Origin of the sequence: Agriterribacter sp., from assembly GCF_035497235.1 — a bacterium.
Taxonomy (GTDB): domain Bacteria; phylum Bacteroidota; class Bacteroidia; order Chitinophagales; family Chitinophagaceae; genus Agriterribacter.
On record NZ_DATJEB010000022.1, the window covers coordinates 110,864 to 126,670 of the forward strand.

Here is a 15,807-nt window from a genome sequence, read left to right on the forward strand (position 1 = left end):
TTACCATGATTTACCAGGGCGAACATTTATTGATAGGTCAATTCGGCCATTTTTGTGTGTTATTGTCTTTTGTAGCGTCAATTATTGCAACTTTCGCCTATTTTAAGGCAACACAAACTTCTATACCCGGTGATCATGCAACATGGAAAAGATTGGCCCGTACGGCATTCATTATTGAAACTATTGCGGTAATTGCCATTTTTGTTAGCCTCTATACTATTATTTATAACCACTATTTTGAATACAAGTACGCACACCAGCACTCCAAGCGCAGCCTGCCTACCAAATATTTGCTGAGCTGCCTCTGGGAAGGACAGGAAGGCAGTTTTATGTTGTGGAATTTCTGGCATTGCATCCTGGGGCTGGGTATTATGCTTAAAAGTAAAAAGTGGGAAGCCCCGGTAATGACTGTTATTTCTTTAGTACAAATCTTCTTAGCTACTTTTATACTGGGTATTTATTTCTTTGATCTTAAAGTGGGTAACAGCCCCTTTGTTTTAATGAGAAATGAATTTCCCGGCGCTCCTGTATTCCAGGATCCCTTATACCTGCAAAAATACCTGCGCGATGGAAACGGCTTAAATGTATTGCTGCAAAACTACTGGATGGTTATTCATCCTCCTGTGTTGTTCCTGGGATTTGCTTCCGCTATTGTACCCTTTGCTTTTGCTTTGGCGGGGCTATGGAAAAAAGATTATACCGGCTGGATAAAAGCAGCGCTGCCATGGACCTTATTCAGTTGTGCCATGTTAGCCATTGGCATTATGATGGGCGCCGCCTGGGCTTACGAATCGCTCACTTTTGGAGGCTACTGGGCATGGGATCCTGTTGAGAACGCTTCGCTGGTACCCTGGCTGCTAATGGTAGCCGGATTGCATACCATGCTCATTAACAAATCTACAGGCTATTCATCCAAATCAACCTACTGGTTTTTGTTCCTGGCCTTTTTGTTACTGATGTATTCAACTTTTTTAACCCGTACCGGCGTTCTGGGCGATACTTCCGTACACTCGTTTACCGGAGAAGGCAATTCCCTGTTCTGGCATCTTATTATAATGATGGCCACATTTTCAGCGATGTTTTTAACCGCTTATTTCAGGAACAAAAAACAGATACCCGTAATTCATAAAGAAGAAGATATTTCCTCCCGGGAATTCTGGATGTTCGTTGGTGCATTGGTGTTATTAATTTCGGCAGTGTATATCTCTTTCTTTACCTCCCTGCCGGTTATTAATAAAATTTTTGGTACGCATAAAGCCATTGGTGAAGACCCTGAATATGTGTACAACCGGGTAATGATCTTAATTGCAATTGTAATAGGATTGCTCACTGCTATTACGCAGTACCTGAAATATAAAAAAACAGCCCGCTCCTTCTGGATAAAAAAGATCATTGCTCCCACCGTTGTTGCGCTTATCATTTCCGTTCTGATCAGCGTGCTGGGAAATATTGATTATAACAAATACGGAATCGGCTATCTGGGTGCTATTCATTTGGCCATTTTTGCAGCTACTTACGCTGTTATTGCCAATGCCATGTATATATGGACGGGGGCAAAAGGCAAGTTAAGCCTGGCGGGAGGTTCTATTACGCATTTGGGATTTGGGATGATGCTGGTAGGCATTCTGTTTACTTCTTCCAAAAAAGAAGTGATTTCCATTAACCGCACGGGCATTATGATACCGGGATTAAAAGATCCCAAAGGCCGCGATGACAGTGGGTTGGAGAATGTTACGCTTATTATGGGTGTACCTACTCCTATGGGTAAATACACGGTAACTTATGTAGGCGATTCTTCTCACCCGGCAGATGAAAAAATGTATTTTAAGGTTAATTATGAGCGCAAAGATGAAGTCTCCGGGAAAATGCTGGAAACCTTTAATTTATATCCTAATGCTTTTTTAATGAAAGCGGAAGAGGGGAAAACCGCCTTATCAGCCAATCCGGATTCGAGGCACTACTGGCACAAAGATGTGTTTACTTTTATTACTTCCATGCCTGATCCGGAAAGTATAAAAGACACGGCCACCTTCAGGAGTTACCCGGTACAGCAGGGCGATACGGTATTTTATTCAAATGGATATATTATTGTAGACCAGTTAATTGAAGCCAATAAGAGTACCAATAAAGACCTTCCCTTAGTAGACAGCGCCTGGCTGGCGGATGTAACGGTGCATAGCAATGCCGGTATGACGTACAAGGCTCAGCCCGCTTTGTTCTCAAAAGATAACACGCCTATTGCGAAAAGAGATACGGTGATGTCGCAAAGCCTTGTACTGGAGGTAAATAAAACAGGGAATGCGCTTGCGTTGGGTGTAAAGGAATCCAATGCCATAATGAAATACATTACCTTAAAGGCGTTCCAGTTCCCGTTTATCAATATCCTCTGGTTAGGCATTCTTATTATGTCGGCAGGCTTTTTCATCAGTATGTGGCACCGGTTTAAAAAGAGCATTTAATCTCACTCATTTTTATGTACGCTGCGGCAGCGGTTGGATTGGGTTTTCTGTCTATGATGTATTAAATGTGATGTAAAACCCGTTAATATAGTAATTTGTACCTCATGGGCAGGCACATGAAGCCATATTATATATTCATCCTTTCCGTATTTTGCTGCATTGTACTTCATCCGGCAGCACGGTCTCAAACCTCATATAGTATTAATGATACCATTACGGTACCTGCCATTATTTACAATGGCGATACCCTTTCTTACAAAGAGCTTTCTGAGGTATATATTTATATTAAATTAACCGCCGCGCAAAAAAGAGCATTGCGGGAATGGACAAGACTCCGCAACGCGGTATATGTTACCTATCCTTATGCCAAAAAAGCGGGGGCGGTATTCAATGATATTCAAGCGCACTTAGTAAATATGCCCGATAAGGAAAAAAGAAAGGCCTATGTAAAAAGCCGTGAAAAGGATCTCCGTAATGAATTTACCAAACCGCTCACGGATCTGTCTGTTTACCAGGGCAGAATATTGATGAAGTTAATTGCCAGGGAAACGGGCAATACCTGCTACGAGATCATCCATGATTATAAAGGGAGCTTTTCTGCGGGTTTCTGGCAGAGTGTAGCCTGGATTTTCGGCAGCAGCCTGAAGCAAACCTACCACCCCCTTACCGATGACGCTCAAATTGAAGATATTGTAATGGAGGTAAGGCGGATGTATGGGTTGTATTAGTGAGGAGTTTGGGAGTTTAGAGTTTATGGTTTGTTACATGCAAGTTTCAGGGTACAAGTTGCAGGGGCCGTACAAGGTTTTCGGCTTTAGATGATTTCACGCAAAACGTGTGCAAAAGAGCAAAGTACGCAATGAAAATTTACGGGTTTCAGTCTTTGGTATTCAGGTGCGGTCTGACCCTCCTTGTGTGGGGTGCCGACCGCTTCTTCGGTATTTTGCAGGGCTCGTACGAAGCATTTGTTTTGATCGGGACGAATCCGGATTTTCTCCCCGTCAACCTGTTTTGTTTTTGGAACTTCAACTCTTTTGGAGTTGCTCAAATCCTTTTTTTCTTATTATAAACCTGGTATTCCTTTGGGATAAGGATAAAAAACCATCCCTGCAATGGTATGACCCTTATATCCAGGACGCTGGTCGCCTTACGCACAGAACCTGTATTGACCCTGAAGGGGTCTAAACGTTTATACAGTACCCCATAAAAAGTATGACGACCCTGAAAGGGTCGAATAATAAATGTTTGGTTTTAATTTCAAGTATGGTCTTCACTGGATGGCACTATGTAAAAAGGTGAGACCCATACGGATCGAATGTGCGGTCTGACCCTCCTTACATCGGGTACCGACCACGTCTTCGGATTTAAATCTTTTATACCATCATATCCACAAACTCATTTACCGGCAAAGCTGTTAGCCTTTTATAATCTAACGATGCGTGTAAAACCGTTTGCTGCTGCTTAACGGAAAATTTTCTTGCCAGGTTGGTTTTGTATTTCTCTACCAGTACCGGTATTCCTTCTTCACGCCGGCGCCTGTGTCCTATGGGGTATTCAACAATCACTTCAGGCAAAACCGTTCCATCGGCCAGTTCCAGCGTTAAAGCATTGGCAATAGATCGCTTTTCAGGATCGTGATAGTCTTTGCTAAACTGAATATCTTCATGGAGAACCATTTTATCGCGCAATATATCAATGCGGGGATCGGCGGCGATATGATCTTCATAATCCGCGGCGGTTAACCGGCCAAAAATCAGGGGAACGGCAATCATATACTGAATACAATGATCGCGGTCGGCAGGGTTATGTAAGGGTCCTTTTTTATCAATAATACGTATGGCCGCTTCATGGGTGCGGATACTTATTTTTTTAATATCATTTGCAGTTTTGCCAAGCGCCTTCAATTGTTTATGCAGGGTCATTGCCGCTTCTACGCCTGTTTGAGAATGAAATTCTGCGGGGAAGGATATTTTAAACAGTACATTTTCCATTACATAAGAGCCGTAATCGCGCTGAAAGGTAAATGCCTTGCCTTTAAACAGCACGTCATAGAACCCCCAGGTTGTAGCAGTGAGTACGGAAGGATAACCCATTTCTCCGGTTTGGGCGATCAGGGCCAGGCGTACCGCACGGGAAGTAGCATCGCCTGCAGCCCATGATTTGCGGCTGCCGGTGTTGGGTGAATGGCGATAGGTGCGCAGGGAATGCCCGTCTACAAAAGCAAGGGAAATGGCATTGATCAGTTCATCACGTGTTAAGCCGATGAGTTTGCCCACCACTGCGGTAGAAGCTAATTTTACCAGCAGCACATGATCCAGTCCTACCCTGTTGAACGAATTTTCGAGCGCCATTACGCCCTGTATTTCATGTGCTCGGATCATGGCATCTAATACTGCCTTCATGGTTAATGGCGGTTTTCCGTTAGCGATGGCTGTTCGTGAAAGCCAGTCGGCCGTAGCCAGTATGCCACCCAGGTTATCGGAAGGATGACCCCATTCCGCCGCCAGCCAGGTATCATTAAAATCGAGCCACCTTATGATGGTGCCAATGTTGAATGCCGCCTGCACAGGGTCTAACTGAAAGGAAGTTCCGGGTACTTTGGCGCCATTAGGCACAATGGTTCCCGGCACAATGGGACCCAATAATTTTGTACATGCGGGATAGGTTAACGCTTCCAGCCCGCAGCCTAATGTATCCAGTAAACAGTAGTGCGCGGTTTCCCACGCCAGCTCATTTTTTATTTCATAGTCCAGCACATAGTTGACGATGCCTGTAATTACTTTATCAACCGGCGGACGTTCGTTGGAAACATAAGACATAATAAATTTATGATTTCTGGTTTGTTGATTTCTGATTTTCTAAGACCTGCTTTTAAAGCAACAGGGGCATATCAGAAAACCAAATGATTATTTATTTTTGTTCTTTTTTGCTGTAATATCTGTCGCGTTAAAAATGCTTACTAATTACTTATCTTTTTCCTATCGGTATAAACGCTCTGTTCTCCGGGCCGGTATAGTTAGCACTGGGACGTATGATCTTTCCATCCTGTCGTTGTTCTATAACATGCGCACTCCATCCCGTAACCCTTGATATAACAAACAGGGGTGTAAAGAACAAAGTAGGTATACCCATTAAATGATAGGACACGGCCGAGAACCAGTCGAGATTGGGAAACATTTTCTTTTCATTCCACATCAGCGTTTCTAATCTTTCCGCAATATTGAATAACTGCATATCTCCTGCTTCTTCTGCCAGCTGCCGGGCAACTTTTTTGATCACCTGGTTCCTGGGGTCAGATACCGTATATACCGGGTGACCGAACCCAATGATCACCTCTTTTTTTTCCAGTCTTGATTTAATATCCGCTGCCGCTTCTTCCGGCAACGCGTACCTGCTTTGAATATCAAAGGCCACTTCATTAGCGCCGCCGTGCTTGGGACCGCGTAATGCGCCTATCGCACCGGTAATCGCAGCATATATATCAGCACCTGTTCCTGCAATTACCCTGCCGGCAAAAGTAGAGGCATTAAATTCGTGCTCTGCATATAAATTCAGTGATACCTGCATTGCTTTCTGCCACGAGTCTCCTGCTTTTTTTCCATGCAGCAGGTGCAGGAAATGCGCACCTACAGTTTCATTATCTGTTTCTACCTCAATACGGCGGCCGTTGTGTGAGAAATGATACCAGTATAACAAAGCAGAGCTGAAGGAAGCCAGTAACTTATCAGCAATATCTCTTGCCCCGTTAATATTGTGATCATCTTTTTCAGGGCTAACAGTGCCTAACGCAGAAGTATAGGTGCGCAACACATCCATGGGATGTGCCGCAGCGGGTACCTGCTCTAATATATTTTTTACAACAGAAGGGAGACCGCGCAAGCTGATTAATTTTCTTTTATAGGCAGCCAGTTGAGCCGCATTGGGTAATTGCTCATGAATTAATAAGTAGGCCACTTCCTCAAATTCCGCACCTTCTGCCAGATCAAGGATATCATAACCCCGGTAATGCAGATCGTTGCCGCTTTTCCCAACGGTGCATAAGGCAGTGTTGCCTGCCGTTACGCCCGAAAGCGCTACACTTTTCTTTGGTTTAAAACCAGGTATTGTACTGTCTGCCATAGCTCCTATTTATTCTTTAAAAAAAGGGCGTCTAATTTTTGTTCATAGCCGAAATAGCCAATGCTTTCATAGAGTTCGGTGCGGGTTTGCATCCTGTCAATCATGTTTTTTTGAGTGCCTTCGGTGCGGATACTGTGAAAGACCTGCTGCGCCGCTTTATTGGCGGCCCGGAATGCACTGAGGGGATACAGGATCATACGCACACCCGCGCTTTTTAATTCTTCAACGGTCCACAAAGGTGTCATTCCAAATTCGGTAATGTTGGCCAATACGGGTATGCCGGTGGCATCCGCAAATTGTTTATACTGCGCCAGTTCATTCACCGCTTCTGCAAAAATAAAATCGGCTCCGGCTTCTTTATAAGCCACAGCCCTTTCTAATGCTTTATCCAATCCTTCGCTGGCTAATGCATCTGTTCTGGCCCCTATAACAAACTGGTCATCGGTACGGGCATCGGCTGCCGCTTTAATCCTGTCTGCCATTTCTTCCCGGCTTACGACTTCCTTACCGGGCCGGTGACCACAGCGTTTTGCACCTACCTGGTCTTCTATATGCAATGCCCCGGCGCCTGCTTTGATCAGTGATTTTACGGTACGTGCTATATTAAAAGCCGAGGGGCCAAAACCCGTATCCACGTCCACTAATAAAGGCGTGGCGGTAACATTGGTAATACGGTAAATATCGGTAAGTACATCATCGAGGGTGGTAATGCCCAGATCCGGTATGCCTAAGGAACCTGCAGCTACTCCCCCACCCGATAAGTAGATGGCTTTAAATCCTTCCTGTGCGGCCAGTAAAGCATGGTTGGCGTTAATGGCTCCAACTATCTGTAAAGGATTTTCTTCGGCCATTGCCTGCCGGAAAAGCGTTCCCGGCGATGCTGAACGGGATGTTATCATAATTACTGATCTTTAAAAGCGGCGCAATACCATACTGCTGTCTGTTTCCGGTGCAAAAGCTTATACTGCTAAAACACAGAAAACCTGCCACTGCAAACCTACATGAAAATTTGCATTTTACTTCTGCAGGGTTTATTCCAAATGGAGTATCGCGTTTCCCGAAAATATATCGTTCTTCAGTTTGTTTTTTTAAACACATAGAATCAAAGGCACATAGACGCCACATAGGTATTCGTTTTTATTGTGTTCCTATGTTTCTATCGTGTCTATGTGTTTGGTCTTTAGTATACAGCCGGAAAACAGTTTCCCGAAAATATATCGTTCTTCAGTTTGCTTTTTTTTAAATACATAGAATCATAGGCACATAGACGCCACATAGGTATTCCTTTTCTATTGTGTTCCTATGTTTCTATCGTGTCTATGTGTTTGGTCTTTAGTATACAGCCGGAAAACATGAAAATATGAACGGACATTCTTCTTTACATTATTTTTGCAACCTATGAAATTAGATATACTCGCTATTGCCGTACATCCCGATGACGCGGAACTCGGCTGTGCAGGCACTTTACTGATGGAAAAGCTGCAAAACAAAAAAACAGGCGTAATTGATCTTACCCGTGGCGAACTGGGTACAAGGGGCAGCGCAGCGTTACGTGCAAAGGAATCTGCCGCCGCCGCCATCATCATGCAATTGGATGTACGTGAAAACTTAGGCATGGCCGATGGTTTTTTTAAGAATGACGAAGACCACCAGCGCCTGCTGATCAAAGCCATCCGCAAATACCAGCCCGAAATTGTTTTGGCTAACGCATTAGATGACCGGCACCCCGATCATGGAAGGGCGGGACATCTCATTAAAGATGCCTGTTTTTTAAGCGGTTTGCGAAAGATTGAAACGCTTGATGATAACGATAAACTGCAGGCGCACTGGCGGCCTAAATACATTTTTCATTATATACAGGACAGGTATTATGAACCCGACTTCGTATATGATATCAGTTCTGTATTTGAAAAAAAGCTGGAGGCTGTAAAAGCATATTCATCGCAATTTCATTCCGAAGAATACGCCAATGAGGAACCCCAAACCTATATCTCTACTCCCGGTTTTTTAAACTCCATTATAGGAAGGCATGCCATGTTTGGTAAAATGATCGGAACGCCTTATGCCGAAGGGTTTATTACCGAAAAAATGATAGGGATAAATAGTTTTGACGCGTTTATACAAAAGGATACCTGAGGAAGGGGCGATGGCAGGGAGGATTTAAAATTTGAGATTGCCTTACGGTTCGGGTGATTTAGTTTGTAGTTTACCCTTCATGGTTTGTAGTTGTATTTCGCTTCGTATTTCAGCTTTCCGGCTTCGCGCTTTTATTTACCTGATAAGAAGCAAAGTGCCTTTCTTTTCAATTACCCTTCCCAAATAATCTGTTCCGCGTGCCATCCACACAAAGGTATCACTGGCCTGTTCCTTTCCTTTAAAAGTGCCATCCCACCCTGTTTCCGAAGTACTGGAGGAAAACATAAGCTGGCCCCAGCGATTAAATATTTTAATATAATCAAACTGTTTTATGCCTACCGGCATAGCCCTGAAAACATCGTTCAGCCCATCGTTATTAGGTGTAAAAGCATCGGCTACAAATATATCCGGAGCTGTTCTGAATACCCGTACATTCATCGTGTCGTAAGCAAAACAACCTTCAACAGTACTTACTTTTACCGAATACGTGATCTTGTCATTTACTTCGGAAATAAAGTTGGCCACCGGATCAGGAATATCAGTATTATTCAAATAGCTGGGAGGAGACCATTTGTATATTTCGGCGCCTGTGGCCTGCAGTTGCAGAGGCTGACCCAGCACAACAACCGTGTCGTTTCCGGCAAATGCCGGAACAGGCGGTATAACGGTTATTATTACGTCCTTTAATGTGGGTTTGGGACAGCCTAAGGTATCGGTTACGCTTACGGTATAGGTTGTGGTTACGGGTGGCGAAATAAAAGGATCAGGCACATTAAAATTACTTACCAACAGCGCAGGAGACCAGCGGTAGAAGGCTCCTCCTTCCGCAAACAATTGAATCCGCTCTCCATAGCAGACAGAAGAGTCATTGATTACGCGAACCTGCGGATAAGGCACCGTGCGGACCCTGATATTATCTGTAGCGGAACATTTACCAATATGCGCGGTAACGTTGTAAACGGCAGTTTCATCAACGGGTGTTGCTACCGGTTGTTTTATGGTGGGGTCATCAAGCGTTTCGGCAGGCGTCCATGCGTAGGTTAATCCATCGCTGAAAGGATTGAATTGTACGCCATCGGTTAAACATATAGTAGTATCAGTACCCGCGTTGAGCGTAACAAAATTCACCACTTTTACCCGAACCGTATCTGTGGAGGTGCAGCCCGGAACGGTAGTTAAACTAACCGTATAAGTTGTGGTAACATCCGGACTCACAATAGCGGTTGCACCGGTAGCCTGCATATTATAAGCCGGCGACCAGGTGTAGGTTCCGGGCGGACCGGTGGCGGCAATGGCAATGGTATCAATATTGCACATTAAGGTATCATGTGGTACGCTTAAAAGTGGTCTGTCTCTTACCACTACATCCGTTCGCACTGTACTCATGCACCCCTTACTGCTACTAACGGTAAGGGCTACCGTGTAAGTACCCGACTCCGTAAAAGTAAAAGGCGGTTGTTTGCTGCGGGAGGTATCGGTTGAAGAGGATGACACGCCAAAATCCCATTGCCAGGCGTTTACCAATCCGTATTTCGCTTTCGTAGTATCGCTGAACCGGATAGGCACATCTTTACAACCTTCGGTGAACGTAAATCCCGGAAAGAAGCCCGGATATACTTTAACTGTACTAAACGCGGTATCAGAACAATTATCATTCCTGTTGGTAACGAGCACGATCCTGTAGATGCCTGTATCCGGAAAAGTAAAGGACGGGCGTGCAAGCGTTGACGTATCATCTGTTCTCCCCTGCACGCCAAAATCCCAGTAATACGTTTTAATTAAAGAGCTGGTACTCCTGTTCCGGAAGTCAACGGTAAAACCATCACAGCTTATATATTCGGGTTCAAGGGATGCGGCTGCCATAGAACAGGAAGCCACTTTAATCTGGATGTCTTTCCGGTGTACATTAAATAATATGCCTTCCCTGTATTCGCTTACGCAAACGGTAACCACATATATTCCAGATGCCGGTGCTACACCCGACACAAGCCCTGTTCGGGTATTTAAGGTTACGTTGGGTCCCATAGGTGAAGAAGCGCCAAACCCAAAAGCATACGGAACAGTGGCATAGGGCGGAGCCAGTGCCGGGTTGGGCTGGGGATTACCCGGGCCACCTCCCGCGTAGGCAGAACAAAAACTGTACGACAAAGAATCTTTTTCGGCATCCATTGCTCCGAAATCGTAGGTAAAGAAATTATCCTCGCAAACGATAACCGTATCTTTTGTGGTAAAAACAGGGCTGCTGTTTCGTGGCGCGTCCTGCAGCACAAGCGTACCCGGTATATCGGCTGTATACGTTGCGCCGATCTGTCCGGATACAGCCACATTTGACATGCTTTCGATACGGCAGCATCGTTGAAAAGAAACAGTATAACCGTAATCTGACGCGGGTAATACAACTGTAAAAATATAAATACCCACTTCATAACATACTGCAGGCGGATTATCAATACATTCACCAGGGCTGCCCAACCGGAGTACTTCTTTACGTGTCATACTGATGTTATAATTCTCAAGCAATGCTGTGCCCGATATGCTTTTTTTATAAACGGTAATGGGCACAACAGGGTCTAACTGCGCGCCGGTAGAAAAGCAATCGCGGTATAATTTAAGGGTAACCTGGTAAGAAAAATTGCCGCCCGATGAACCTGTATATGTATAGGAGAGTTCACCCCCTGTAATATGCCTGGCCTTCAGTGCGGAACAAAAACCCAGACAAATAATCGTTGCAAAAAAATATTTCATTACCTCAGGCATCACATACGTAATTAAGAAACTTTATAACGGTGTTGTTGGCCTGGTCTTTCTGTTCCCACATTCCCATGTGAGCTGTATCGGGGAGGATATGAATGAGCGATGTAGCAGGAAGATAGCACTGTTTAAGGCTATCTTGTAAAGATACACTTTTATCCTCCTCTCCTATGATAAATAAAACCGGAATTGTAAGGCTTTTTAGCGTTTCCGTTCTGTCAGGCCTTTCTATCATTGCCTCATAATACTGTACGAGGGCGGCTGCGGTAAAGTTGCCTGCACCGTGTATAAGCGCTTCAATTTGTTGCGGATGCCGCCGGGTAAAAGCGGCGCCAAACAAATTAGGAATAGATTGTTTCAAAAATTCCTGAGATCCATATCGTTGTATAAAGGCTATTCCTTTTCGCCGGGCTGCTTTCTTCTCTTCATTATCGGCAAAAGCGGTTGAATGAACGAGCCCCAGCCCGTTTAAACGTTCGGGGTTATGTTGTGCAAAGGCCAGGGCTACATATCCGCCCATACTATGGCCGGCAATAACGCATTGCTCAATATTTTCCCTGTCAAGTATTTGTTTTATACCGTCCGCATACCTCTCAATTACCGAAGTAGTCTGATCAGCGGGAATGGAAAGTATATCCGATTTGCCGCTTCCGGGAAGATCGGGAACGATGAGGTGAAAATGATCTTTTAAAAAGGCGCGCTGATAATGCCATACCCTGCCATCTTCCCCGAATCCATGTATAAGCATTACCGGCGATCCTTTGCCTTCCGTTTCATAATAAATGCGACTGTCATTATATGTGAGCCACTTTTCGTGCATTTTCTGATTGTTTAAACTGCTTCCAGCTACGCCAGCCTAATAAAATAAGTAAGGGAGCCAAATCCTTATTCAGTTCCTGGGGCAACAGCACCCAGAAGGCTAACAGTAAAGCATACACTAAAACAGAGAGGCCCCAGTATTGGTGTATGATTTTTCTTTTGCTGTTCAGGAAAAACGCTGCAACGGCATGAAATGGTAAGGCCCATAACAGGTTATAGTTATTGCGGCATAATGCATGGTCGGTACCCAGCCACATGAACACAAGTAATATACCTAATAATCCTGCGGAGAAAAAAAGTAAAAAATCAAGAAAACCCAATACTTTTTTGCTCCACTGCCGGCGTATTAAAGTGAGCGCTATAAACACCAGCAATACTGCCGCAAAGGCAATAAAAGGAGTAAAAAAGGATTTTGGCGATGTTGTTGCAGATGGGGCGGTGTAAACAGGAAGCCTTTCCCCCACCAAAGGTTTATTACCAACAGCGGCACTGTCGAAGCCTTTAAAAAGATAATGCGGCAAAAACATCGTTTGCTCATTGCCGGCTGACTTGTCGAGCCCGCTGCCCAGCAAAATATCTATTCCCAGTTTACTCCAGTACATTCCGCTCCTGTTGAGGCTATTATGGATAAGTTCGCGAAACGAAACACCCGGGTAGGGTAAAATATTTTTAATAGTTAATGCTTCCGCCGTGTTGCTGCCCACTATGTCGCGGATACGGGTAGCACAATTGTCAAAAAGAAAATCATATTTATAAAACTTGTTGCTGCCTGATGCATTAAGCTGCAATGCAGCGTTCAGCCTTATTTTTTCTTCCCCGCCCAGGTTCAGCACCTGCTCCACTATGCTTCGTTGTTCCTGCTGATAGCCATAGATAAAATCAGGATACGTTTCAACAGAAAGATAATACAGTAATTTCCCTCTTATAAATTTTGGATAAAAATCGGGATTGAAATCAAAAGTACCGTAATTGTATACCTTATCTGTAAATGTAACGCTATCAATAACCCGCAAAGCGCTGTGCCCGAAAGTGGAATATAATTCCTCACCCGGGCTGCAGGTAAGCAGCGTAATCCGCAAATGGGATGAATCTGCCTGGGAATAAGCTGTAACAAAAGAAGAAAAGGCGAGGAGAAAAACAGTAAGTATTTTTTTCACGAATCAATTTTCCGACAAGTTCGGGAATAAAGCGGGAAACTTGATGTAAAAGCACCAAGAACCAAATAACAAGAAGCAAATAAATTTCAAATTCAAAATCCGAAGCGGGATCTAATATCAAATCTTAAATCTCAAATTTCAAATCATCTTACCCTTCTTATAAACGGCTCTTTTGCTACTACTCTTTTTGCAGGATCAAAAAATTTGATCAGTAAAAACCCGGCAATAAATCCACCAATATGCGCCGCATAAGCAACGCCCCCGCTCTCCTCTCCTCCCAAAATACCTAATCCGCTGATTACCTGGAATGTAATCCATAATCCCAATGCAAGTAAGGCAGGAACAGATACCATATACCATAACAAAATTACATGTACCTTCCGGGTAGGATATAATAAAAGATAACCGCCCAGAACCCCGGAAATAGCACCCGAAGCGCCTAAGCCGGGCACTAAGGAACTTTGGCTAAGCATCAGGGTTGAAAAAACATGGCTCAGGGAAGCAAGGATACCACAAATTAAATAAAATAACAGGTAGCGCCCATGACCAAGCCTGTTTTCAATATTATCGCCAAATATCCACAGGTATAGCATGTTACCACCTAAGTGCGCCCAGCCGCCATGCATAAACATAGCGGTAAGTAATGTAAAATAAACCGGGACAGGCGTAGGTTGTAAACCCGGCAACTCAAATTGCTGCCCCGTATGCTGATCAATGATTATCTGCGATGCGGTTATGAAATCCTTTCCTGTAATAATTTCCGCGGGAACAGTAGAATAAGCGTAAGTGAATACAGGATCATTACCCGCACCCTGTAAGAAAATAAATACCAGCACATTAACGGCTATCAGCAGATAGTTGATATAAGGTGTAACGGTGCGGTCCGAGTTATCATCTCCAACAGGTAACAACATGCAGGATGTTTTGTTATTTCAAGATATGGAATATTAGGAATACAACGTTAAACTCAAAACCAAAAACTAAAAACAACAAACTTCCGGACTAATTTACAAGATCGTTTTCCTATCTGTCATAAATACCCTTGTGCTTACCGTATACGTTCCGCCATTTACATCTTTATATTTCAGGTCTACATAAAAGGCACGGTAACCCGATGCCGGTAATGCTTCCGTAACCTTAATTTTTTTCTTTTGGGAAATATTAAGATTGGCACTGGTCCATTTATCATTGCGGAAATCCATATCGGGTGAATCGGCATGCCATACAATCACATCTGTAAGTGCATCTTTGGTAGCTTTGATATTAACCTGTACTCCTTTTTTACTTACCGATGTTGTCCAGGAACAATCCGGATACCCGGCATTGGTTAAAGTAGTGCCAAAAAAAGAACTTAATGCTTCAAAAGCCTGCTTGCCTCCGCCCAGGTCATGCCCCGCGTTGGGTACATAGTGAAGTAAATTTTTGCCGGGTATGCTGTCCAGATAATTTTTAATATTATCCACCACCCAATATTCATCGTTCGTACCCATGAAAATCAACTTAGGCATGGTGAGTGTTTTGCGGTACGAATAGGGATCCACCATGGTAGTAACGGCCATGCCGCTTTCTGTTTTGGCGCCCTGGGGAATACCGAGTTTTACATAATCTTCAATTTGCACACTGTAGTCACCCAGCGCCTTAATCTGGTAGTCTAAGCTAACCGGCATATTTAAAACATCAATTACCATTGGCGCTATAGCCCGGGCGCGGCTATCATTAGCGCCGGTAAGCCAGGTTGTCCACCCGCGTTTGGACGCGCCGGAAATTACAAACCGGTTAACGGGATGATTCAACTGTTGTTTCGAAAATTCCTGTACGGCATCCATCGCTTTTACCGCACCTTTTACCATGGGGAACAATAACGGCCAGGTATAATCGCCGTCTTTTTTGAAATTATGCAGGGTAAAGGATATGAGTTCATCTTCGGTAAGATCATTATAAAGCGGCTGATTAGGCGTTTGTCTTAACACCGCAACGATGGCATGGTTTGCTGATGCCATCCCGGCCATATTAATGTTAAATTCATCATTCCGTCCGTTCCAGTTAGGCATACCATTTTTTACAGAACCACCTGTAATAAATAACAAGGCGCCATCATATTTATTTTCTTTTGGAACCAGCACGGTTAACTGGTGCGTCCATACGTGCTCTCGCCACTGCTGTGAAGTAAGCAACAAAGCATAGGCTTTTACATCTCCAATATCATAAGTGTCTTTTACCTCCCATTTAAATGTTTTATCGTCATTGTGCAAATAGCTTTGCAAAGCCGTTGATGGGGTAACCTGGGCCTGAACAAAAGAAAGGAACAGGATGAACAATGCTAACGCGCTTACAATTACCTTCTTCATAATTATTACCGGATTGTG

11 protein-coding genes are annotated in these 15,807 nt (G+C 44.0%); 3 read left to right on the top strand and 8 right to left on the bottom strand.

The window, feature by feature from the left end; all coding sequences use genetic code 11:
- Nucleotides 1-5 precede the first annotated feature (5 nt).
- Both ccsA and VL121_RS06770 read left to right on the top strand, forming a co-directional pair.
- The gene (gene ccsA, locus VL121_RS06765; protein WP_325403498.1) at nucleotides 6-2,459 is read left to right on the top strand and encodes a cytochrome c biogenesis protein CcsA; all 2,454 of its coding nucleotides are present in this window, start codon (nucleotides 6-8) and stop codon (nucleotides 2,457-2,459) included.
- A gap of 104 nt (nucleotides 2,460-2,563) precedes the next feature.
- The gene (locus VL121_RS06770) at nucleotides 2,564-3,187 is read left to right on the top strand and encodes a DUF4294 domain-containing protein (RefSeq protein ID WP_325403500.1); all 624 of its coding nucleotides are present in this window, start codon (nucleotides 2,564-2,566) and stop codon (nucleotides 3,185-3,187) included.
- Between the two features lie 645 nt (nucleotides 3,188-3,832).
- Here VL121_RS06770 and VL121_RS06775 read toward each other — a convergent pair.
- The 3 genes from VL121_RS06775 to prpB all read right to left on the bottom strand — a co-directional run bounded on the left by VL121_RS06775 (nucleotide 3,833) and on the right by prpB (nucleotide 7,477).
- Complete coding sequence (locus VL121_RS06775) at nucleotides 3,833-5,278, bottom strand: bifunctional 2-methylcitrate dehydratase/aconitate hydratase (RefSeq protein ID WP_414635403.1); 1,446 nt, start codon at nucleotides 5,276-5,278, stop codon at nucleotides 3,833-3,835.
- Between the two features lie 148 nt (nucleotides 5,279-5,426).
- Nucleotides 5,427-6,578 (bottom strand): bifunctional 2-methylcitrate synthase/citrate synthase, encoded by a 1,152-nt coding sequence (gene prpC, locus VL121_RS06780; protein WP_325403502.1) that lies wholly within the window; start codon nucleotides 6,576-6,578, stop codon nucleotides 5,427-5,429.
- Between the two features lie 5 nt (nucleotides 6,579-6,583).
- Complete coding sequence (gene prpB / locus VL121_RS06785; RefSeq protein WP_325403505.1) at nucleotides 6,584-7,477, bottom strand: methylisocitrate lyase; 894 nt, start codon at nucleotides 7,475-7,477, stop codon at nucleotides 6,584-6,586.
- Between the two features lie 499 nt (nucleotides 7,478-7,976).
- Between prpB and bshB1 the strand changes: the two genes are divergently transcribed.
- Entirely contained in the window at nucleotides 7,977-8,714 is a 738-nt protein-coding gene (gene bshB1, locus VL121_RS06790) for a bacillithiol biosynthesis deacetylase BshB1 (protein ID WP_325403507.1), read from the top strand.
- Between the two features lie 135 nt (nucleotides 8,715-8,849).
- Here bshB1 and VL121_RS06795 read toward each other — a convergent pair whose 3' ends face one another.
- The 5 genes from VL121_RS06795 to VL121_RS06815 all read right to left on the bottom strand — a co-directional run bounded on the left by VL121_RS06795 (nucleotide 8,850) and on the right by VL121_RS06815 (nucleotide 15,789).
- Complete coding sequence (locus VL121_RS06795; RefSeq protein ID WP_325403509.1) at nucleotides 8,850-11,459, bottom strand: T9SS type B sorting domain-containing protein; 2,610 nt, start codon at nucleotides 11,457-11,459, stop codon at nucleotides 8,850-8,852.
- 4 nt (nucleotides 11,460-11,463) lie between these two features.
- Nucleotides 11,464-12,285 (bottom strand): alpha/beta fold hydrolase, encoded by an 822-nt coding sequence (locus VL121_RS06800; protein WP_325403511.1) that lies wholly within the window; start codon nucleotides 12,283-12,285, stop codon nucleotides 11,464-11,466.
- Nucleotides 12,260-13,441, bottom strand: a complete 1,182-nt coding sequence (locus VL121_RS06805) for a lipoprotein N-acyltransferase Lnb domain-containing protein (protein ID WP_325403513.1) — start codon at nucleotides 13,439-13,441, stop codon at nucleotides 12,260-12,262. Before VL121_RS06805 ends, VL121_RS06800 begins: the two co-directional genes overlap by 26 nt.
- 143 nt (nucleotides 13,442-13,584) lie before the next feature.
- Nucleotides 13,585-14,355: a rhomboid family intramembrane serine protease gene (locus tag VL121_RS06810; protein ID WP_325403515.1), complete on the bottom strand. Its 771-nt coding sequence runs from the start codon at nucleotides 14,353-14,355 to the stop codon at nucleotides 13,585-13,587.
- 93 nt (nucleotides 14,356-14,448) lie between these two features.
- Nucleotides 14,449-15,789 (bottom strand): PhoPQ-activated pathogenicity-related family protein, encoded by a 1,341-nt coding sequence (locus tag VL121_RS06815; RefSeq protein WP_325403517.1) that lies wholly within the window; start codon nucleotides 15,787-15,789, stop codon nucleotides 14,449-14,451.
- Nucleotides 15,790-15,807 lie beyond the last annotated feature (18 nt).